This window comes from Pedobacter antarcticus, from assembly GCF_900112985.1.
In the GTDB taxonomy this organism is placed as follows: domain Bacteria; phylum Bacteroidota; class Bacteroidia; order Sphingobacteriales; family Sphingobacteriaceae; genus Pedobacter; species Pedobacter antarcticus.
The window spans coordinates 14,934-37,152 of record NZ_FONS01000012.1; the positions used below are offsets into that span (position 1 = coordinate 14,934).

The window sequence follows — 22,219 nt, forward strand, 5'->3', positions numbered from 1 at the left end:
TGATATGGAACTGGATTTGATTAAGCGTGTGTATTTTATGGGAGCCGGTGGTATCGGAATGAGCGCACTTGCACGCTATTTCAAGAACCGCGGATGTACAGTGTATGGGTATGATAAAACGCGTACCACACTGACTATTGCGCTTGAGAATGAAGGAATCCTATTGAATTATAACGATGATTTGTCGGCGCTTCCCGAAGGCATGGAAGAGCCTGCTGAAGATCTACTGGTCGTTTATACACCAGCTATCCCTAAGACATCCGTGTTATTGAATTTTTTCAAAGATCGTGGGTTTGACTTGCAAAAACGCTCACAGGTTCTTGGATTAATCAGTAAAGGACAATTCTGTATCGCAGTTGCTGGAACGCATGGCAAAACGACAACCTCCTCTGTGATTGCGCATATCTTAACTGATAGTGGGTTTGGCTGTACAGCATTTCTTGGCGGTATAGCGACGAATTATCAAACTAATTTTCTTCTTGGAGATAATCATGTAGTTGTCGTCGAGGCAGATGAATATGATCGATCTTTCCTGACTCTTCATCCGGATATTGCGGTAATCACATCAATGGATGCAGATCATTTGGATATTTATGGTGATGCTGCACAGTTACATGAATCTTTTTACCTGTTTGCAGGACAGTTAAAAGAGAAAGGTCAGCTCTATTACAGGGAAGGATTGCCTTTAAGTAGCGGAGAAACTTACGCCGCTAGTGATACCGCTGATATCTGTGCTAAAAATATTCATGTTCAGAACGGTCGTTTTGTTTTTGATTATCAGCAGGGAGAATTTAAGATTGAACGGATTGAAATCCAACTTCCCGGACGGCATAATGTTGAAAATATTACTGCTTCTATCGCAGTTGCATTAAAACTGGGAATAAGCGCCGCGTTAATTAAACATGCGTTGGGTAATTTTAAGGGGGTTAAACGCAGATTTGAAACTATAGTCCGAACCGACTCACACGTGTATATAGACGATTACGCGCATCACCCCGAGGAGTTAAGGGCATGTTTTCATGCGGTGAGGGAATTATATCCGGGACAGAAGCTTACGGTTATTTTTCAGCCGCATTTATTTACCCGGACCAGGGACTTTGCAGCCGGATTTGCAGAAGTTTTAAGTTCAGTTGATGAATTGTTATTACTGGATATCTATCCGGCTCGTGAGTTGCCGCTGGAAGGGATTAATTCTGCATATTTATTAGCTAAAATAACGCTTGAAAATAGTGCCGTATATACCATGGCGGAAGTGCTAAATTATGTGGAGAATGAAAAACCAGGACTTCTGCTTACTGTTGGAGCCGGTAATATAGATACGTTGATACAACCACTTAAAAAAATAATGGAAAATGCTTAAACAGATAAAATGGAGGTTGGTGTTCAAATGTTTTGCCTGGGTAATTACCCTTGGTGGAATTGCTGCGCTGATGAGTTTTGTCTCAGTTAAGAAACAGTCTGTTAAATGTACCAATATCAAAATTCTGATACCTGGTGCGGACAATTTTATCGAGCGTGAAGAGATTGACGCAATTTTAAAGCAGAATGAAGGACAGTTAATCGGAAGGCATCTCACCAGTATCAATCTGCATGCTATAGAAGAAAAAATTAAGGCCAATCCCTATATCGCATTGTCTACTGTTTACGCCGATATGGATGGTGTCATTCATATTGAAATTAACCAGCGTCAACCACTTTTAAGAATTATTAATATGACTGGGCAAGACTTCTATATTGATAAATATGGATTGAAAATGCCTGTGTCTTCGAACTTTACGGCAAATGTCCTTGTGGCAAATGGCCGTATCATGGAGCACTTTACTGGTAAGGTTGATACACTGATCACAAAGATGGCTTCGGATTTGTATAAAACGGCACTGTTTTTGAAAAAAGACAGTTTATGGGACTCACAAATTGAACAGATTTTTGTTAATGATAAAGACGATATTGAATTCATTCCCAGGGTCGGTAACCAGCGGATCATATTGGGTAATGCAGATTCCTTGGAAACTAAAATGAGTAATCTGCTTACATTCTATAAAAAGGCGATGCCTAAAGTAGGCTGGGACACCTATAAAACAATTAATATTAAGTACACCAATCAGATTGTTTGTGAGAAAAACAACCTTGATTCTGTATCTTCCAGATTGTCGGGGGCAAATGTGCCAAGGCCAACACCGCTGACTGTCAGAAAGGTTATGGATTCTATTGTCAAAGCTGAAATCGCAGCTGAACTCAGAAATAACCCTGAATTTAAACCGGCTCCGGTTAAACCTCCCGCAGAGGTAAAACCTAAGACTGAGGTCAAAGTTGTAAAAAAGCCTGCAGCTAAGCCGGAAAAGGCTCCAGCAGTAGCAAAACCTAAGGCTGAGGTCAAAGTTGTAAAAAAGCCTGTAGCTAAGCCGGAAAAAGCTCCACAGGCAAAGAAAACAGATAAGAAGTAAAACAGATACCTGGAAAACAAATAGTATATAATTCGACAAATTAATATAGTTATGGGCAAAGAAAAATCTACCGCTCAATCCCCGATAGTAGTGGGGTTGGATATTGGTACCACAAAAATCTGTGTGATAGTTGGTCGCAGAACACAGCATGGTAAAATAGAAGTTCTGGGCATTGGTAAAGCTGAATCCGCTGGTGTCACCCGTGGTGTGGTTTCCAATATTCAGAAAACAGTTCAGGGAATCTCACAGGCCGTAGAACTGGCCAGCGGACAGTCCAACGTTGAAGTGCGTGTGGTGAACGTTGGTATAGCCGGGCAGCATATCAAAAGTTTGCAGCATCGTGGTATTCTGACAAGAAGAGAACTGAATAATGAAATCAGTAAAAAAGATCTGGATAAGTTAATTGATGATATGTTCAAACTGGTTATGCCCCCGGGAGAAGAAATTATTCATGTACTGCCCCAGGAATTTACTGTAGATAATGAACCAGGAGTAAAAGATCCGATTGGTATGGCAGGCGTACGCCTGGAAGCGAATTTCCATATCATCTCAGGTCAGGTTACTGCGGTTAAAAATATTATGCGTTGCGTGACCAATGCAGGGCTGCAAACTCAGGAGTTGATACTTGAGCCTCTCGCTTCGTCAGAATCTGTTTTGAGTGAAGAGGAGAAAGAAGCAGGTATCGCCTTAGTGGATATTGGAGGTGGTACCACCGATATCGCTATATTCCACGAGGGAATTATCCGTCATACTGCAGTGATCCCTTTTGGTGGTAACAGTGTGACTGAAGATATTCGTGAAGGATGTTCTGTAATGCGAAATCAGGCAGAATTGTTGAAGACCCGATTTGGTTCTGCCCTTGCTGAAGAAAACAAGGAAAATGAGATAATCTGTGTTCCTGGTCTGCGTGGCCGTGAACCGAAAGAGATTTCAGTTAAAAATTTAGCTTATGTGATCCAGGCCCGTATGGAAGAAATCATTGAGCATGTTTATTACGAAATCAAATCCTCAGGTTATGAAAAGAAACTGATCGGTGGTGTTGTGATTACCGGTGGTGGTGCGTTGTTGAAACACCTGGCGCAGTTAGTTGAGTATGTAACAGGACTTGACTGTCGTGTAGGTTATCCTAATGAACATTTGTCGAAATATGAGGATATGCCAAAAACGATCTATGATGATCTGAAAAGTCCAATGTATGCTACCAGCGTAGGTTTGCTGATCAAAGGGATTCAGAAAGCAGAAGAATTAATGGAAGAACTGAAACAGCCTGGTGTGTATGTTGAGAAACCGGCAGCTGTTAAAGATAAAGTAAAACGAAGCGGAGGTGGATTGTTTGATAAGTTGCTGGCGAAGACCAAAGACTTTATTAAAGATGATATGAACGTTAGTGATGAAGATTATATCAAACCGTAATGTTATCAACATCAAACAATTTTTCCACATTTTTAACAGTTGTGGAAAACCTATGTTGAAAAAGTGTTAATATTACGTTGAGAGATGAACAGGTAAAACCAATTTTTAAGTAACTGATTCATAAATATATGTATTTTGAAATGTTAAAAGATAAGTCATCAATCATCAAGGTAATTGGTGTTGGTGGCGGTGGTGGTAATGCGGTTAACCATATGTACCGTCAGGGAATTGCAGGAGTAGACTTTATTATTTGTAATACTGATGCGCAAGCATTGGAGTTTAGTCCTATCCCTAATAAGGTGCAACTTGGCGCTAGTTTAACCGAAGGAATGGGCGCAGGCTCAATCCCTGAAGTAGGAAAAAATTCGGCTATTGAAAATATAGACGATATCAAAAGCATGTTAGGCAGTACAACAAAAATGCTGTTCATCACTGCTGGTATGGGTGGTGGTACCGGTACAGGTGCTAGTCCTATTATAGCCCAGGCGGCTAAAGAACTTGACATTTTAACTGTAGCTATCATTACCACGCCTTTTTCTTTCGAAGGTAAAAGACGTAAGATGCAGGCAGAAGACGGTCTTGATGAGCTTAAAAAATATGTTGACTCTTATCTGGTTATTTCTAACGACCGTCTGCGGGAAATATTTGGTAACCTTACATTGGGTTCTGCATTTGCGCAGGCTGATGATATCTTAACAACAGCTGCCAAAGGAATCGCAGAGATTATTACCGTGCCGGGTTATATTAACGTGGATTTCAAGGATGTACGTACCGTAATGAAAGACAGTGGTGTCTCCATTATGGGTAGTTTTGCTTGTGAAGGTGAAAATAGAGCATTAAATGCAGTCGAAGGCGCATTGGCTTCTCCATTGCTTAAAGACAATGAGATTGAAGGTGCAAGATATATACTTTTAAATATCAGCTCAGGTGTCCAGGAGGTAACGATGGATGAAGTCGCCATTATTACTGATTATATTCAGGATAAAGCTGGATTAACTGCAGACTTAATCTGGGGTAACTGTATCGATGAGAATCTGGGTGAAAAAATCTCGGTTACTATTATCGCTACAGGATTTCAGACGACTGAACAAAGAGCTCAGGATAAAAAGAATGTACAGAAGAAAATATCTTTATTAACTCCTGAAGAAGCTCCTTTGGTAAAACCACTGGAACCAGCAAATTCATTTATCGAGCCAAGGAATAATATTTATTCCAATGAGCCGGTTATGAAGCTTAAGGACGATAAAAAGCAAAATGATCTGTTCGGTGACATGTATAGCGGTAATATGAGCCGCAGAAATGAAGACACTGAGAATGGAATCATCAGACATACTCTTGTCGAAGAGGAAACTCCTGTTACAGAGAACAGACAAGAAAATGGAGCAGATTTTGAACTCAAGGTTTCTGAAACTGATTTTGTATTCGAAAAACCTAAATCTTCATTTGCAGACCCATCTGCATCTTATCAGGAAGAAAGAACCGAACCAGGGCTTGATGATGATAAAAGCGATGAGTCCATCGAAGATCAGCTTAAAAAATCTAAAGAACGCATAATGCGCCTGAAGGATTTAAGTATGAAACTTCGTACGACTAATGGATTACAGGAATTAGAGAATGAGCCTGCTTATAAACGTAAGCAAACACAATTGCAACAGGTTCAGCACTCCTCGGAGTCACAAGTTTCGCGCTTCACATTGAGTACCGATAGTGAAGGTGGGACTGAGATAAGACCTAACAACTCATTCCTGCATGATAATGTAGATTAACATAGAACAAACTTATAAAAAGCCTTAACAGAATACTGTTAAGGCTTTTTTTTGAACTAAATGGTTGATAAGGTTGACTATTACGTAGCGTATCACCTTGTATTTAAGCGCTAGAAAGCTTAAATTTGCAACATTAATTAGAACTTAATACACATCACATTGGATATTTTTGAAAAGATAGCAAAACATATGGGCCCGCTCGGGCAGCATCAAAAATGGTCGCATGGATATTTCTCCTTTCCTAAACTTGAAGGAGCAATTGCACCTCATATGAACTTTCGCGGAAAAGAACATTTGGTTTGGAGTTTAAATAACTACCTAGGTTTAGCGAATCATCCTGAGGTTAGAGAGGCAGATATGAAAGGTGCGGCAGAATTTGGTATGGCTTATCCTATGGGAGCACGTATGATGTCAGGTAACTCCAAATATCACGAGCAACTGGAACAGGAATTGGCAGCGTTTGTCGGTAAACCTGATGCTTTCCTGCTTAATTTTGGTTATCAGGGCATGTTGTCTATTATTGACTGTCTTGTAGACAGAAATGATGTTATCGTTTACGATGGAGAATCTCACGCCTGTATTATCGACGGTTTACGATTACATCTGGGCAAACGTTTTGTTTACAAGCATAATGATATCGAAAGTGCGAGAAAACAACTGGAGCGTGCTACTAAATTAGTAGAGCAGTCGGGTGGTGGAATTCTCGTGATTACTGAAGGCGTGTTCGGTATGTCAGGTGCACAGGGAAAACTTAAAGAAATCATCGAACTTAAAAAGGATTTTAACTTCCGTTTATTAATCGATGATGCGCATGGGTTTGGTACAATGGGTAAAACCGGAGCAGGTACTCATGAAGAACAAAATTGTATAGAAGGAGTAGATATTTATTTTGCAACTTTTGCGAAGTCTATGGCTGGAATTGGCGCGTTTGTTGCCTCTACAGAAGAGATGACTAACTTCTTCCGTTATAATATGCGGTCTCAGACCTTTGCTAAGGCTTTGCCTATGCCAATGGTTGTTGGGCTTTTAAAGCGTTTAGAGTTGCTTAAAAACAATCCAGAGCTAAGAGAGCGTTTATGGCATATTGCCACTTCCCTGCAGAAAGGGCTAAGATCACGCGGATTTGACCTGGGGATCACAAATACCATGGTTACACCGGTTTTTCTTAAAGGTGAGTTACTGGAAGCAACAGCATTAACAATGGATCTAAGAGAGAATTATAGTATCTTTTGTTCAATTGTTGTTTATCCGGTAATCCCTAAGGGTCTAATCGAATTGCGTTTAATTCCTACTGCTATGCATACGATTGATGATGTAGAGCGAACCCTTGAAGCATTTAGTGCAATAGCAGAGAGATTGAACAGTGGTTATTATAGAGATAACAAATTAAATATTGAAGCTTAATATTTATTGTCCCGGATAAGGGAATACTTATTTTACCTAAAAAAGAGCCTGAATCACACATCAATGATACAGGCTCTTTTTTTAAATGAATTTTTGAATTGGGTTTCCATATTTATCGAGGATGTCTTTTTCTTGATTTATTGTGGAAAAAAAACTGGATATAGTAATTATATTTCGCACGCTAATTTCATTAAATTAGATTAAAGAACTAAATTAGTGTAAGTGTTATAATAAATCCTAAACCAAACCAAAAAATATCTAGAAATGAAAAAATTTGACGAATTGAAGAATCTCTTGGCTTCCATCGAAGCCGATGCTGATAAGTTTTACAATAAGGCGAACAGTGCTGCGGGAACGCGATTACGGAAAGGCATGCAGGACCTTAAAAACCTGGCTCAGGAAATAAGGTTGGAAATTCAGGAGTCTAAAAACAAAGCTTAACAAAAAGCGCATTGTAGTTATACAATGCGCTTTTTGCTTTTATAAAACACTTCAATTGCTGTCTTTTCTAGCTGATTCTGTTCAGCTCAGCAATTATTTGCTCATTTAATCCAGTCGTCGCAGAAACTAATGGCAGACGTACCTGGTCTCCACACACGTTAAAATGCTTTAATGCAGCTTTTATGCCTGCAGGGTTACCTTCCGCAAACGCCAGCCTGGTTAACTCAATTAAGCGCAGATGCAGGGGCAGGGCCGAACTAAAATCTCCCTGAAGACATAGACGTACCAATTGCGATACTGCAGCAGGCAAAGCATTCCCAACCACAGAGATCAAACCGGAGGCACCTAAAGCAATCATCGGAAGTGTGATAGGATCGTCACCTGAAATTAAGAGGAAATCTGCCGGTTTATCTCTCATAATCTGGTTGAACTGTTCGAAGTTCCCGGAAGCTTCTTTAATGCCTATTATATTCTTAAAGTCTGCCGCTAATCTGCATGTAGTTTCTGCACTCATATTACTTGCCGTTCTGCCAGGTACGTTATACAAAAGTATTGGAAGATGGCTAACGTCACTAATCGCTTTGTAATGCTGGTATATACCTTCCTGCGAAGGTTTATTATAATATGGGCTTGCTGAAAGGATACAATCATATCCTGCTGTATCAAAATTCTTAATGGTATCTACCACTGACGCAGTATCATTTCCGCCAATTCCAGCGATAAGAGGTAATCTTCCGTTATTAATTTCTGCAGTATATGCCCAGATTTTTTTCTTCTCTTCCTTATTAAGTGTGGCCGACTCACCTGTTGTTCCTAAAGACACCAGATACTCTACCTGGCCTTCGATCTGGTAATTGATCAGGTTTTTAAGCCCTGTGTAATCTACCGATCCATCTGCATTAAATGGTGTAACCAATGCTACACCCGTTCCATGAAATCTGTTCATTTTTTTGTATTTACTTCAATAGCTTTAATAACTCTTCCACTGTAAGAAATGGAATGTTTAGTTTCTGTGCTTTTTCTAGTTTAGAAGGACCCATATTATCGCCGGCCAGCAGATAATTCAGTTTGGCGGATATGCTGCTCAGGATCTTTCCACCATGCTTTTCAATCAATTGTTTGAGTTCCTCCCTGCTGTGCTGTTCAAAAACTCCCGAAATTACGAATGTTTTTCCAGTAAGTTTGTCACTTTCCAGTATCACAGCAACATCTTCCGCTACAAATTGTAATCCATGCGTTCTAAGCAGCTCAATTTGCTGAATATGTGCGGGATCACCAAAATATTCAAGAATACTTTCTGCTATTCGTTGCCCGATTTCGTCAATGGCAGTAAGTTGCTCGGCATTCAGGCCCATTAAGGTGTCAATATTACCGGTAGCGATAGCAAGTTTCCTCGCGACTGTTTCTCCTACATAGCGTATCCCCAGACCAAATAATACCTTTTCAAAAGGCATCTGTTTGGAAAGCTCAATCCCCTTGAGCATATTGGTGATTGATTTTTCACCAAAACGTTCCATTGTCTTAAGCTCATCCTGATGATCTTTTAGTGTATACAGGTCGCTAATATGCTTTACCAGGCCCTTTTGGTAGAAAGCAACAATAGTTTCATCACCCAGGCCATCTATATTCATCGCTTTGCGGGAGATAAAATGCTGTATTTTACCAACAATCTGTGGCCCGCAACCCTCATCATTCGGGCAATAAAACGCCACTTCACCTTCTTTACGGATCAATTCCGTTCCACATTCCGGGCAGTTCTGCGGATAAATAACCGGTAAAGCACCCGGTTGGCGGGCTGAGAAATTCACCCTTATGATTTTTGGAATGATTTCACCTCCTTTTTCCACAGCCACACGATCACCGATATGTAGGTCTAACCGTTGAATTTCATTAGCATTATGCAAAGTTGCGCGTTTAACAGTTGTTCCTGCAAGCAGTATCGGCACCAGATTAGCAACCGGTGTTACTGCACCAGTTCGGCCGACCTGGTAACTCACGCTGTTTAAAACAGTTTCAACTTCCTCCGCTTTGTATTTATAGGAAATTGCCCATCTCGGTGATTTAGCCGTAAAGCCCAATTCCTGCTGCTGATTGAAGCTATTAACTTTAATCACAATACCGTCGATATCGTAGCCGAGTTCATAACGGCGTTTCTCCCAATAATGGATGAATTCCAGAACAGACTCTATATCATTGCAGAGTTTGGTGTCCTGAGAAATATGAAAACCCCATTTTTTCAATTCCTGCAGGCTTTCATAATGTGTTTTAAAATACTCTTTTTCTGTATTCAGACTATAAAAAAATGCATCCAGAGGTCTTTTTGCCACCTCTTTTGGGTCCTGCATTTTAATCGTACCGGAAGCGAAGTTTCTTGGGTTAGCATAGGTAATTTCACCTAGTTCTTCCCTTTCGATATTTAACCTGTTAAATGCAGCTTTATGCATAAATATTTCGCCTCTTATTTCAAATAATTCTGGCGCTTCCGCTGACTTCAATTTATGCGGGATATTACTTATTGTCTTGACATTCGCAGTGACATCATCACCTTTTGTTCCATCGCCACGTGTCACAGCCCGAACCAGCCGGCTGTTTTCGTAGGTCAGGCTGATAGAAAGCCCATCAAATTTTAACTCGCAGACATATTCGAAATTGCTGCCGAGTGCCTTTGTGATACGTTCATCAAAATCCCTTAAATCCTGCTCATTATACGTGTTTCCCAGAGACATCATTGGCCAGCGGTGCTTCACTGTAGTGAAATTTTTGGTAATATCACCGCCAACTTTCTGAGTAGGAGAGTCGGGATCTGCATATTCCGGATGTGCCAACTCCATACGGTTTAACTCAGCCAGCTTCTGATCAAATTCGTAATCAGCAATGGTTGGCATGGCAAGAACATAATAATTATAGGTATGCTGATTAAGCTCGTTAACCAGTGCATCCATCGTGTCTTTAATAGCAGTTGATGACATAATATGCGAAGTTAGGAAATCAGTCTGAAAATAGAGGGCTATTACCTCTTGACGGTAATAATTGTTCTATCTCAGAGAAGATCTCCATAGAAAGGTCGGCAGTATGCTCATGGTAGGAATTTAATCCGTCTATGAGCAATTGACTTTGGTCCGCGGTGAAAGGATCCTTCCATATCCTTTTGCAGATCTGAGTAAGCGCATAACCCACATTTTTAGTTTCATTATAGCTGAACAGGTAACGGCTTGATATAAACTTTTGATAAAAATTGTCAAATTTTCCAATATCAGGAATTCCCGCTTTCCGGAGGAAATCATGAAGCATTGGGGTGTTTGCTTCCTGTAACTGATCATAGAAACGGGACGTATTTATTTTTTGATGATGAAGCAGTTGTTGATCCAGCATTAGTTCCACGCCGATATGTGCCAGAAAGAAAGGCTTTACGGGGCTGTCCTTTAAAGCTGGAAGTAGAAATTTTTTAAGATTAGCTGTCTGGAGGGTGAAATAGCTGGAGTTATGAAACAGCCTGTCTACTTCAAGATGTGTATTCCATCCAGTAAGCAAGCTCAGGTCAGTAAAAGACTGGTTAAACAGATATTCATGCTTTTCAGGATGTGGGTTCCAGGTTTTATCGGCGTTTCTGATCAGATCCGGTAATACCATTCCCAGGACAATGTAAGGATTATCAGTATGTCTCTCGAAGTAATAGTGGGAAAGGAAATTCATCATTTAAAAGTAGAAATTTTTTAACAAGGCTTTTCTTATCTTTGGCGAAAAGTATAGAACGATGACCAATTTTGTTGAAGAATTAAGATGGAGAGGCATGTTACATGATATCATGCCTAATGCAGAAGAAAAACTAAATGAAGGCATGTGCTCCGGATATATTGGCTTTGACCCTACAGCAGATTCTTTACACGTTGGTCACCTTACTCAGATTATGACCCTGATCCATTTTCAGAGAGCTGGACACAAGCCGTTTGCGCTTGTTGGCGGGGCGACAGGAATGGTTGGAGACCCTTCAGGTAAATCTGACGAGAGGAACCTGCTGACTGAAGAGGTGCTGGAAGTAAATCTTGCCGGTATTAAACAGCAACTGAACCGTTTTTTAAAGTTCAGTGACGAAGGTAATGGTGCGGTTATGGTAAATAATGCTGACTGGTTCCGTGAATTCAGCTTTCTGGATTTTATTCGTGATGTTGGAAAACATATCACTGTTAATTATATGATGGCAAAAGACAGCGTTAAAAAACGTTTGACGGGAGATTCCGGTTTGTCATTTACCGAGTTCAGTTACCAGCTTATTCAGGGTTATGATTTCTATTATTTGTGGAAAAATCACAATTGCTCCATTCAAATGGGTGGATCAGATCAATGGGGAAATATTGTAACCGGTACTGAATTCATCAGAAGGAAAGACAGCGGTACAGCTTATGGATTAACAACGCAGTTAATTAAAAAAGCTGACGGTACTAAATTTGGTAAAACAGAGAGCGGTGCAATCTGGCTTGATCCAGAGAAAACATCTCCTTATAAATATTACCAGTTCTGGTTAAATGCGACAGATGCAGATGCCAAATCGTGGATACGCATTTTTACCCTTTTAGGTAAAGATGAGTTGGACAAACTCGAAGCAGAACATGATGCAGCTCCTCATTTAAGGATACTTCAGAAAGCGCTGGCGACGGATATTACAATCAGAACGCATAGTGAAGCAGCACTGGAAACTGCAGTAAAAACATCAGAGTTTCTTTTTGGCAATGGTTCAGTTGCGTTTCTGGAGAGTCTAAGTCCGGCACATGTACTGGAAATCTTTGAAGGTGTTCCTCAGTATACAATCAGCAAAGCTGAACTGAATGCAGGTGTTGATGTTGCTACTCTTCTAGCCGAGAAATCTTCCGTATTCCCGTCAAAAGGAGAAGTTAAGAAGACAATACAAGGTGGAGGGTTAAGTATCAATAAAACTAAAGTCCCGGAACTTACAGCTCAGTATAACACGGCTGATTTAATTAATGATCAATATATAATTGTGCAAAAAGGCAAGAAGAACTATTTCCTGCTGATCGCAGAATAAAAATGGATTAGAAAAAGATCCGGCCTGTTTTCCAGTGCCGGATCTTTTTATTTTAGCAGGATTTGAAATCCTTACTGTATAAGTAAATTACAACCTCTGATATCTGCATTGTCAAAACGACCCAGAACTTCGAAGGTTCCGTTTGAATAAACCCGGCCTAAATCCTGGGTAGCTATAAAAGCACAGGAGTTTATATTGGCGAGGTCAATTATATTGATACCTCCGGTTTGATTACCATGTACTAAAGAAAGTGGGTCGTTTGTGTCTCTGAGTACGATTTTCATCCACTGGGGACATTCGAAGATTCCTTCCCCAAGAGAATAAGCCTGTGAGAGCAATTCAGTCATTCCATATTCACTGTGAATCGCTGGAACGCCGAATCCTTGCTTGAGTACCGCGTGCAGCTCTTCCCTGACCATTTCTTTCCTTTTTCCTTTCATTCCGCCCGTTTCCATAATAATCAGTTCAGGGAAATCGATCTGATATTTTTCCAGAAAATCAAGTAAAGCGTAGGTAACTCCGATTAGAATTGTTTGCTGACGGGCATTTTTAAGCGCTATGAGCTGCTCATATAATTCCTGATGATTGTGTAAAAAATAACCACTTGCAGGATGTTTGCTTTGACTCAGCAGTGAATCGACCATATAGATTAAAGAAGATCCTTCTCTTTCCATATAAGACGGGAGTAACGCCAGGATACAAAAGTCGCCAGGGTTGCCGTAGAACTGTTCAAAGGCCAGATTAAAACTTTTTTCATACAGAGATAAATCCGTTACATAATGGCGGCTCTGTTGTTGCCCGGTAGTACCTGAACTAGTGAAGATACGAACAGGATCGATCGCCGTGCTAACAATTTTATGTGTTTTGAAAAAACTGATAGGTAAGTATGGAATCTTGGCGAGACAGTCAATCTTTTCTGGGGACACCCCTAGATTTTTTATAAACTGAGCATATGGATTACAGTTCTTAGCCTGAAACCTGAAAATATCCAGAGCTATCTGCTCAAACTGGTCACTGTTTGAAATAGAGAAAATTGAGTCAATTAACATATCAGCGGCAAAAATACATAAACAATCAATTTTTTAAAGCTGAAGAAGAAATGAATCTGCCGGTTTGCGGCAGATTCATTAATTATTAACCGAGCTATGACTTACGTGCACTTTGGTTAGGATTGTTTTACGGAATTTGTATCCGCAGATGCCACTGACGGCGACAATGAAACCACCCGTTAAAGCAGTAACAAACAAAATAAGCCACCAGGTTTGCAAGCCGAACATTTCGGCAACCCTGTCTGCCAGAATATGCTGATTCTGCAGGCTATAAGATAGAGCCACTCCTGTCCATAAAAGGAAGATGGCGAAAAAAGGTTCCCATATAGACTTTTTTGGAGTCTTGCCTATCAGACAACAAGTTATAAAAGACACCGGAACGATGATCCACCAGGGAAGTACCATCTGAAGCAGGAAAGATGCTATAAGCACAACTATAAAGACCATATTATTTTTTTTTGATTGTCAACTGATTTAAAACTTTTGCACGTTCGTCCTGAGGGGAATTCATCAGGTAAAGATCGTACAGTTCACCTTTGGTCCAAGTGCCTATCATATCTCTGTAGAAAGGACTGCCTGGGTTTCCGGATTGCCCTCCAGGATAAACTCCCTTTGCTACCGGACCTTTTTTACCCAGCTCCACAACCATTCTCCAGGATGGGCCGTTGCTTTCACTCAATGCATTGATCGTACTCTTTCCGCCACCATTCCATAAAATTTCAGATCCGAAGCCCGGAATATTGGCTAGGTGAGGGACGTGAGTGCCCTTCACATTTCCCCACTTCCAGTCTTTGCCGATAGGACCGTATTTACGCTCCAGGCTGTCACAAGTATAGGTTAATGCCTCAAAAACGAGGTCTGGCAAAGTTTCCTTTTCGGGCGTACGAACATTGTCGAACCATTTGGATCCCGGATCTTTCAGAATCAGTTCCACTGTTCTGTCACGGGAAGGATAGCGCATTGGTATATTTTCAATTGTAAAGTCGTCGTCCCAGATATTAAAGAACAGTCTTTTTGTCCACAGTTCGAATATAGAAGGGGCAATTGCATCAGCACCGTAAGACTTGTTCCATTTGTACATGACCTGTAATGCTTCTTTCTGTGTTGCATTCAGTTTTGCGGGGTCTAAGGCTTTGATTAGTGCTGGGAGTATATTTTCCGCGAAAACACTGTAGCTGTCAGACTGCATGATCCGCATGCTGTCCAATGTGATGTTTTCCATGCTTTTCAGCCTGTCGTTTATTCTTTTGCCTCTTTCATAGGGTGCAAATTCCCAGTTGATGTAATAAGGATAATCAGACGCAGTTGAACTTTGATTTGCAGAACTCACGAAGTTCCTTTCAGGATTTTTGACTGTTGGATTTTGTGCAGCAGGTATCCATCCTTTCCAGTCATTTGCAGGATTCGAACCATCCAATATAAATTTCCCCTGATTTTTCCATTTTAAAGGGAACTTTCCATTTGCAGTTATCGCAATATCATCAGTTGCGGAGGCAAATACAAAATTCTGGGCCGGGGCTGTATAGTACGTTAGTGCCTTTCTGTAGTCTTGATAGCTTTTGCCACGGTTCAGGTAATAAAAAGTCAGGAGTTCGTTAGAACGGTCATGGGCGATCCAGCGTAAGGCACTTCCGGTAGGAACGTTATTCGCCATTTTAAGGTCATCAGGCTTTTTAAAATAGACAACAGGGCCGTGGTGTGTGTAAATTACTGTGTCGGTTTCTGTCTTTTCACCCCTTATTTTTATCTTTTCCAACCGGCTGGTTGTGTTCTTCCAGCCATTGTTATATTGATACTGACTATGTGTGTCATCTTTAAATTTGACCTGGTAGAAGTCCAGGACATCCGCTGCAACATTAGTTACGCCCCAGGCTATATGCGCATTAAAACCAATTATAATTCCAGGAGCTCCAGGCAGGGAAACCCCGTAGCTGTTCATTCCAGGAGCATGAAGCTGAATCTGGTACCAGATAGAAGGCAAAGTTAGATTAAGATGGGGGTCATTTGCCAGTATTGGGTTCCCGGAGGCTGTTTTCGCTCCTGATACTGCCCAGTTATTACTGCCAATACCCTCTTCCAGTTGTTTGGTTTTTATCTGACTGGTCTGAATCACAGAATTAGCTTGCGGAGCCGAAGGAACCTGCAATGGTTTAAAGTCCCATTTGGTGCCTACGGGAATGATAGGGTCTTCTCGAAATGGATAATCCGGGAAAAGGTCTGCGGTAACAGCAGAACCAAATTTCTGCAGAATATTGGTCATGTAAAATTCGTCTGAGCCCATTGCCAGTACGGCAGACATCTGTTTTAGTAAAAGGGCACATTTTAACGGCGTCCAGTCCTCCGGTTTAAAATCCAGAATTTTGTATTCTACCGGTAATGTGCCGGAATTTAGAGAATGAATATAATCGTTAATTCCTGCGGTGTAGGCCAAGACCATTTCTCTGGACTTGGGATTCTCCATCATACCCTTCAGCGAATTCTCAGCACCATAGACCATACCCATTCTTCTCTGATAACGGTCGAGTTCAAGTGCTTTAACACCAACGACCTCCGATAAACGACCAGCTGCGTATCGTGTTTGAAAATCCATCTGCCAGAGGCGGTCACGTGCAGTAATATATCCCTGGGCGTAATAGGCATCATGGTCATTTTGAGCGAAAATATGAGGGATCATCCTGTCATCGAAAACAACCTCCACGGTTTCCTTCGTGTTTCGGAGAACCAATTTGCTTTTTTTAGGTTGTTTAATTGCGACCGAATTTTTCCAGAAACCTGTAAAAGGATTTAAGAACTTTAATATTGGGGGGACACTACCAAACTTAGTGTTCAGTGAGTAAGCGAGCAATATGGGTATAACGAGGTATATAGCAGCCTTAAATTTGTTCCTCATAGAATTAGATTCGCTTTGTCAATTTTTCCGTAAAGTCGGTTTGCTGCAATTTAATACAATTGTAACATCCTTACTAATCTATTTTGTAAAACAACATAGCGCTGATCCGGATCCAAAAATAAAGGCATAAATACGACGTAATTAAATATAAAAAATCTTGGGTTTTGATATAATAATTAACACTTTAGCTAGTATATCAATACTAATCAACAGAAATGTTGATACAGAAAACGTTTTATGGAAGAACCAGGAAAAGAAATAGAGAACAAAGAAAATATTAATGAGATTGTGGAAGAGTCTGTACAGCATCTCAATAATCCTGTACTTGCGCTCAAACCAATAGTAAAAAAATATCTGACACCGGTACAGAAAGTGGAGCAGGAAGATAATCGGTTTTATTTTTCTGACGGGGAAGCTAAAGTAGAAATCAGAGTCGTCAGCAATGAAATTATACGGGTGAGACTGGCGCCACACGGTGTTTTTTTGGAAGATTTTTCTTATGCTGTTCCAGTCGTAGACCAGAAGGTAAGTACTTTTAATCTGGAAGAACTGGAGGAGAGTTATGTAATTTCTACCAATACCGTAAGTTGCCATGTGCGGAAGGCCGATTTTCATATCTCTTTTGTAGATAACCAGACACACATGATCATGAGTGAGGATGCATCGCCAATGCACTGGGAAGAAAATGCCGACTTCGGCGGGTATTACGTATTTGCTACTAAGAAGTGCAATCCGGAAGAGAACTTTTTTGGGTTGGGAGATAAGTCGGGCAATATGAACCTCAGAGGCAGGCATTTCCAGAACTGGAATACAGATGCTTATTCTTTTGGCTGGGATCAGGACCCTTTGTACCGGACCATTCCATTTTATACCGGCGTGCATCAATCTGCAGCTTACGGAATCTTTTTTGATAATACATTCCGATCCTATTTTGATTTTGGAAGAGAAGATAATGATAAAACAAGCTTCTGGGCTGACGGCGGGGAACTGCAGTACTATTATATTCACGGCCCGCATATGATGGATGTAGTTAAACGTTATCAGTCTTTAACCGGAACGCATCCTATGCCGCCAAAATGGGCATTAGGGTATCATCAGTGTCGTTGGAGCTATTATCCGGAAAGCAAAGTAAAAGCTATTGCAGAAGGATTCCGGTCAAGATCTATTCCATGTGATGCGATTTATTTCGATATAGACTATATGGATGGATACCGTTGTTTTACCTGGAATAAAAAACACTTTCCCGACCCCCGTAAAATGATTAAGGAATTGGCAGATGATGGATTTAAGACCGTTGTAATGATAGATCCGGGAATTAAAGTAGACGATAATTACTGGGTTTTTAAAGAAGGTAAAGCCAATAATTACTTCTGCCGCAGGAGTGACGATTACTTTATGGAAGGCCATGTCTGGCCGGGCAGATGTCAGTTCCCAGATTTTACTAACCCTGTTGTTCGGGATTGGTGGGGTGGTCTGTATAAAGAGCTCGTAGAAATGGGAGTAGCAGGCGTGTGGAATGATATGAATGAACCTGCAGTATTTGGAGCAGGAACTTTTCCAAATGATGTAAGACACAATTACGATGGATTCAGAGGGTCACACCGTAAGGCCCATAATATTTATGGGATGCAGATGGTACGGTCTACTTACGATGGGTTGAAAAAACTCATGCGCAATAAAAGACCGTTTACTATTACCAGAGCTGGTTATTCCGGAATGCAACGTTATGGCTGCGTCTGGACAGGTGATAACGTCGCCAGCTGGGAACATCTGAAGATGGGTAATATCCAGTGTCAGCGTATGTCTGTATCAGGAGTACCCTTTTGCGGAACCGATATCGGAGGTTTCAGTGAGGAGCCGGATGGTGAATTATTTACCAGGTGGATTCAGCTCGGTACATTCTCGCCGTTTATGCGTGCGCACTCGGCCGGTGATACTTCAGAAAGAGAGCCATGGAGTTTCGGAGAGCCCTTTACCAGCATTAATAAGAAATTTATAGAACTTCGTTACCGTTTAATGCCATATCTGTATTCTGTTTTCTGGGAACATCACAGATACGGATTCCCGATTTTGCGCCCATTGGTAATGCTTGAGCAGGAAAACATCAGTAATCACTTCCGTCAGGACGAATTTGCTTATGGAGATAAGATTTTGGTTTGTCCTATTTTGGAGCAGGGTGCAGTTTCCAGAACGGTATATCTGCCGAAAGGGGAGTGGTATAACTTCTGGTCTCATGACCTGTTAAACGGAGATGCCGAGCATCATATTGAAGCACCGTTGGAAACAATGCCGATTTTTGTTAAAGCGGGAGCGGTGATACCAGAATATCCGGTTATGCAATATGTAGGTGAAAAACATATAGAGGAGGTTATGCTCAACGTCTATTTCACAACTCATGAAGTGAACTCCTTCTTCTTCGAAGATCATGGCGACACATTTGCCTATGAACAGGATATCTATTCCGAAAAGAAATTTACAGTCAAAGGCTCTGCTAATCATCTTGACATCTATCAGCAACTGGAAGGTTTATATACGCCGAATTATGAGTGGTATAATTTTAACTTCATTGGTATTCCGTTTGAAGTTAACAAAGTGTATGTAGATGGTGTGGAGGTCAAAGATTTTCAAGTCGACGAGCATAATTGCTTCAGATTCAAGACCAATAAGAATTTTAGTGAGATACAAATCAGGTAAGGCTAATTAATTAATCTATCAGCCTGCTGAATAATAAGAAAATAAATATGGCAAAGAAGACTCAAGGCAAACCAGTAAATACTACACCAGTTGCAGATCGCCAGGCACCCGTCTGGATTTATAGTTTGCTGACAGATTTTGATATTTCGCTTTTTATTTCAGGGAAGCACTTCAGGCTTTATGAAAAGATGGGGGCTCACCCCCTGAAGGTCGACGGTGATAAAGGAACATATTTCGCTGTTTGGGCACCAAATGCACATGACGTTTATGTCACTGGAAATTTTAATGACTGGCATAAAACCAGTCACAGATTATACCGGAGACTGGATTCCTCCGGTATCTGGGAGGGGTTTATACCGGGTGTAGAAAAAGGAACAGTTTATAAGTATTTTATTCATGGGTATGATGGCCATAATTACGAGAAAGGCGATCCTTTCGCAACACGGTGGGAGCATCCTCCACAGACCGCTTCAGTAGTTTGGGATACTGAGCATGACTGGAAAGACCAGCGCTGGATAAAAGTCAGGGAAAAGCTAAACGCAATAGATCAGCCGATGTCCGTATATGAAGTACATTTGGGCTCCTGGCAGCGCGATCCTGCGGACCATACCAGAATTCTTACCTATAAAGAAGTTGCCACCTCGCTGGTTCCTTATTTAAAAGAGATGGAGTTTACGCATGTAGAGCTGATGCCGGTGATGGAATATCCTTATTATCCATCCTGGGGGTATCAGATCACAGGCTATTTTGCCGCTTCATCCAGGCATGGTACGCCTCAGGAACTGATGGAACTGATTGAGGAGTTGCATGCAAATGATATTGCTGTAATACTGGACTGGGTACCTTCACACTTCCCCGGAGATGCCCATGGACTATTTAAGTTTGATGGTACACATCTTTATGAGCATGCGGACATGCGAAAAGGCTTTCATCCGGACTGGAAATCTTATATTTTCAATTACGATCGGAATGAGGTGAGATCTTTCCTCATCAGCAATGCGGTTTACTGGATTGATCAGTTCCATGCAGACGGACTGCGGGTAGATGCAGTAGCTTCTATGCTTTATTACGATTTTTCGAGAAAAGAAGGAGAGGCGGGGACCAATATTTATGGAGGAAGAGAAAATCTCGGAGCTATCCAGTTCCTGCAGGATTTAAATGAATATGTGTACGGTAATTTTCAGGGCGTACACACCATAGCAGAAGAGAGCAGCACTTATCCCGGCGTAACCAGGGCGGTAGAGGAAGGAGGATTAGGATTTGGTATGAAGTGGATGATGGGTTGGATGAATGATACACTACAATACTTCAAGACTGATCCCATTGACCGGAAATTCAAACATCATCAGCTCACCTTCAGTACAACTTATGCTTTTACCGAGCGGTTTATGCTTCCTTTTTCCCATGATGAAGTTGTGCACGGTAAATCATCTATGATTTATAAAATGCCGGGAGATGAATGGCGTAAACACGCTAACTTGAGATTGCTCTACGCCTACATGTTTACACAACCAGGTACTAAACTGTTGTTTATGGGGAATGAGTTTGCACAGAATGGCGAATGGAATTTTACCAGAAGCCTGGAGTGGGACCTGTTGCAGTTTGCCCCCCATAAAGGAATGCAGCGGTACGTGAAGGCATTAAATCATTTATACAGAGCAGAGCCGGCGCTATATCACTTTGGATTTTCGCATGAAGGATTTGAATGGCTGAGTGCAGACGATGCAGACCATTCCGTCTATGTGTATACGCGTAAAGGAGCTGCTGCCGAAGATACTTTAATTATTATACTCAATATGACCCCGGTTTACAGAGAAAACTACCGTGTAGGTCTTCCTTTTGAGGCAGAATGGGAGGAGATCTTTAATAGCGATGAAGAGATTTACTTTGGAAGCGGAAAGCTTAACAAGCAAACATTTAAACCCGAATCCTTCCAATATGGAGAGCGCGCGTTCTCCATTCAGCTGAATATTGCGCCTTTAGCGGCGATGGTTCTTAAACAGCCTGATAAACTGCATAAAAAAAGGATGGCTAAATAAGCCATCCTTTTTTTATAAATGAAAATATAATCTTATTTCAGGTTACCGTAGTACTCTACGAATTTAGCTAAAGCAGAAGAATATCCCCACTCGTTATCATACCATGAAACAACTTTAACGAAGTTATCATTCAATGCGATACCAGCATTTGCATCAAAAATAGACGCGTGGTCATCACCAATAAAGTCAGAAGAAACAACCTCATCTTCAGTATAACCCAGAACACCTTTTAAAGCACCTTCAGAAGCAGCTTTCATGGCATCTTTAATTTCCTGATAAGTAGCTGGTTTTTCCAGACGTACAGTTAAATCAACAACAGAAACGTCAGCAACCGGTACACGGAAAGCCATACCTGTCAATTTACCTTTTAGTGCAGGAATAACTTTAGTTACAGCTTTAGCTGCACCAGTAGCAGAAGGGATAATGTTAGAGAATCCACCACGTCCGCCTCTCCAGTCTTTCGCAGAAGGACCATCAACAGTTTTTTGAGTTGCAGTAACAGCGTGAACAGTACTCATCAGACCTTCAGCAATACCCCAGTTATCATGTAATACTTTAGCAATCGGAGCAAGACAGTTTGTTGTGCAAGATGCATTAGAAACTACAGTCTGGTCAGCAGTTAACTGATCGTGGTTAACACCCATTACGTAAGTAGGGATGCTGTCATCTTTCGCCGGAGCAGAAAGAACAACTCTTTTTGCACCTGCAGTAATGTGTTTCTCTGCATCAGCCTGAGTCAGGAATAAACCTGTAGACTCGATAACAGTTTCCACACCAACTTCATTCCATTTTAAGTTAGCCGGATCTCTTTCAGCAGTGATACGGATAGTTTTTCCGTTAACTACTAAATGACCGTCAACTACTTCAATAGTACCGTCAAAACGGCCATGTGTAGAATCATATTTTAACATATAAGCCATGTAATCCGGCTCAACAAGGTCATTGATTGCAACGATATCTAAACCTCTCTTTAAAGCAGCTCTGAATACTAATCTGCCGATACGGCCAAAGCCGTTAATTCCAATCTTTGTCATTATT

16 protein-coding genes are annotated in these 22,219 nt (G+C 41.0%); 9 read left to right on the top strand and 7 right to left on the bottom strand.

All coding sequences use genetic code 11. The features are described 5' to 3' along the window. Window positions 1–4 precede the first annotated feature (4 nt). The 6 genes from murC to BM192_RS17855 all read left to right on the top strand — a co-directional run bounded on the left by murC (window position 5) and on the right by BM192_RS17855 (window position 7,468). Entirely contained in the window at window positions 5–1,360 is a 1,356-nt protein-coding gene (murC, locus tag BM192_RS17830; RefSeq protein ID WP_037440581.1) for a UDP-N-acetylmuramate--L-alanine ligase, read from the top strand. Further along, window positions 1,353–2,444, top strand: coding sequence for a cell division protein FtsQ/DivIB (locus BM192_RS17835; RefSeq protein ID WP_037440579.1), 1,092 nt, complete (start codon window positions 1,353–1,355; stop codon window positions 2,442–2,444). Before murC ends, BM192_RS17835 begins: the two co-directional genes overlap by 8 nt. 51 nt (window positions 2,445–2,495) lie before the next feature. Continuing rightward, a complete protein-coding gene (gene ftsA / locus BM192_RS17840) occupies window positions 2,496–3,857 on the top strand; it encodes a cell division protein FtsA (protein WP_037440577.1) in 1,362 nt (453 codons plus the stop codon). Window positions 3,858–3,985: 128 nt separating this feature from the next. Beyond that, the gene (ftsZ, locus tag BM192_RS17845; protein ID WP_037440575.1) at window positions 3,986–5,623 is read left to right on the top strand and encodes a cell division protein FtsZ; all 1,638 of its coding nucleotides are present in this window, start codon (window positions 3,986–3,988) and stop codon (window positions 5,621–5,623) included. 159 nt (window positions 5,624–5,782) lie between these two features. Then, entirely contained in the window at window positions 5,783–7,027 is a 1,245-nt protein-coding gene (locus tag BM192_RS17850; protein WP_037440573.1) for an aminotransferase class I/II-fold pyridoxal phosphate-dependent enzyme, read from the top strand. A 264-nt stretch (window positions 7,028–7,291) separates the two neighbouring features. Further along, a complete protein-coding gene (locus tag BM192_RS17855) occupies window positions 7,292–7,468 on the top strand; it encodes a hypothetical protein (RefSeq protein ID WP_037440571.1) in 177 nt (58 codons plus the stop codon). Window positions 7,469–7,535: 67 nt separating this feature from the next. On the opposite strand, the gene dapA is transcribed toward BM192_RS17855, so the two are convergent. From dapA to BM192_RS17870, 3 genes are read right to left on the bottom strand one after another with little or no spacing between them, the layout of a single operon-like run. Then, a complete protein-coding gene (dapA, locus tag BM192_RS17860) occupies window positions 7,536–8,414 on the bottom strand; it encodes a 4-hydroxy-tetrahydrodipicolinate synthase (RefSeq protein WP_037440570.1) in 879 nt (292 codons plus the stop codon). Between the two features lie 10 nt (window positions 8,415–8,424). Next, window positions 8,425–10,437 (bottom strand): NAD-dependent DNA ligase LigA, encoded by a 2,013-nt coding sequence (gene ligA, locus BM192_RS17865; RefSeq protein WP_037440567.1) that lies wholly within the window; start codon window positions 10,435–10,437, stop codon window positions 8,425–8,427. Between the two features lie 19 nt (window positions 10,438–10,456). After that, the gene (locus tag BM192_RS17870) at window positions 10,457–11,164 is read right to left on the bottom strand and encodes a hypothetical protein (RefSeq protein ID WP_083401142.1); all 708 of its coding nucleotides are present in this window, start codon (window positions 11,162–11,164) and stop codon (window positions 10,457–10,459) included. Between the two features lie 58 nt (window positions 11,165–11,222). On the opposite strand from BM192_RS17870, the gene tyrS reads away from it, so the two are divergent. Then, a complete protein-coding gene (gene tyrS / locus BM192_RS17875; RefSeq protein ID WP_037440564.1) occupies window positions 11,223–12,509 on the top strand; it encodes a tyrosine--tRNA ligase in 1,287 nt (428 codons plus the stop codon). Window positions 12,510–12,580: 71 nt separating this feature from the next. Here the strand turns inward: tyrS and BM192_RS17880 are convergent, their stop codons facing one another. From BM192_RS17880 to BM192_RS17890, 3 genes are all read right to left on the bottom strand, one after another. Beyond that, on the bottom strand, window positions 12,581–13,558 hold the full coding sequence (locus BM192_RS17880) for a LuxE/PaaK family acyltransferase (protein WP_037440563.1): 978 nt from the start codon (window positions 13,556–13,558) through the stop codon (window positions 12,581–12,583). Between the two features lie 78 nt (window positions 13,559–13,636). After that, entirely contained in the window at window positions 13,637–14,005 is a 369-nt protein-coding gene (locus BM192_RS17885) for a hypothetical protein (protein ID WP_037440561.1), read from the bottom strand. 1 nt (window position 14,006) lies between these two features. After that, a complete protein-coding gene (locus BM192_RS17890; protein ID WP_037440558.1) occupies window positions 14,007–16,448 on the bottom strand; it encodes a penicillin acylase family protein in 2,442 nt (813 codons plus the stop codon). 237 nt (window positions 16,449–16,685) lie between these two features. Here BM192_RS17890 and BM192_RS17895 point away from each other — a divergent pair, with 237 nt between their 5' ends. Next, the gene (locus BM192_RS17895; protein ID WP_074591443.1) at window positions 16,686–19,142 is read left to right on the top strand and encodes a glycoside hydrolase family 31 protein; all 2,457 of its coding nucleotides are present in this window, start codon (window positions 16,686–16,688) and stop codon (window positions 19,140–19,142) included. Window positions 19,143–19,189: 47 nt separating this feature from the next. Continuing rightward, window positions 19,190–21,181 (top strand): 1,4-alpha-glucan branching protein GlgB, encoded by a 1,992-nt coding sequence (gene glgB / locus BM192_RS17900; RefSeq protein WP_074591441.1) that lies wholly within the window; start codon window positions 19,190–19,192, stop codon window positions 21,179–21,181. Between the two features lie 32 nt (window positions 21,182–21,213). Here glgB and gap read toward each other — a convergent pair whose 3' ends face one another. After that, on the bottom strand, window positions 21,214–22,215 hold the full coding sequence (gene gap, locus BM192_RS17905; RefSeq protein WP_037440556.1) for a type I glyceraldehyde-3-phosphate dehydrogenase: 1,002 nt from the start codon (window positions 22,213–22,215) through the stop codon (window positions 21,214–21,216). Window positions 22,216–22,219: the final 4 nt, after the last annotated feature.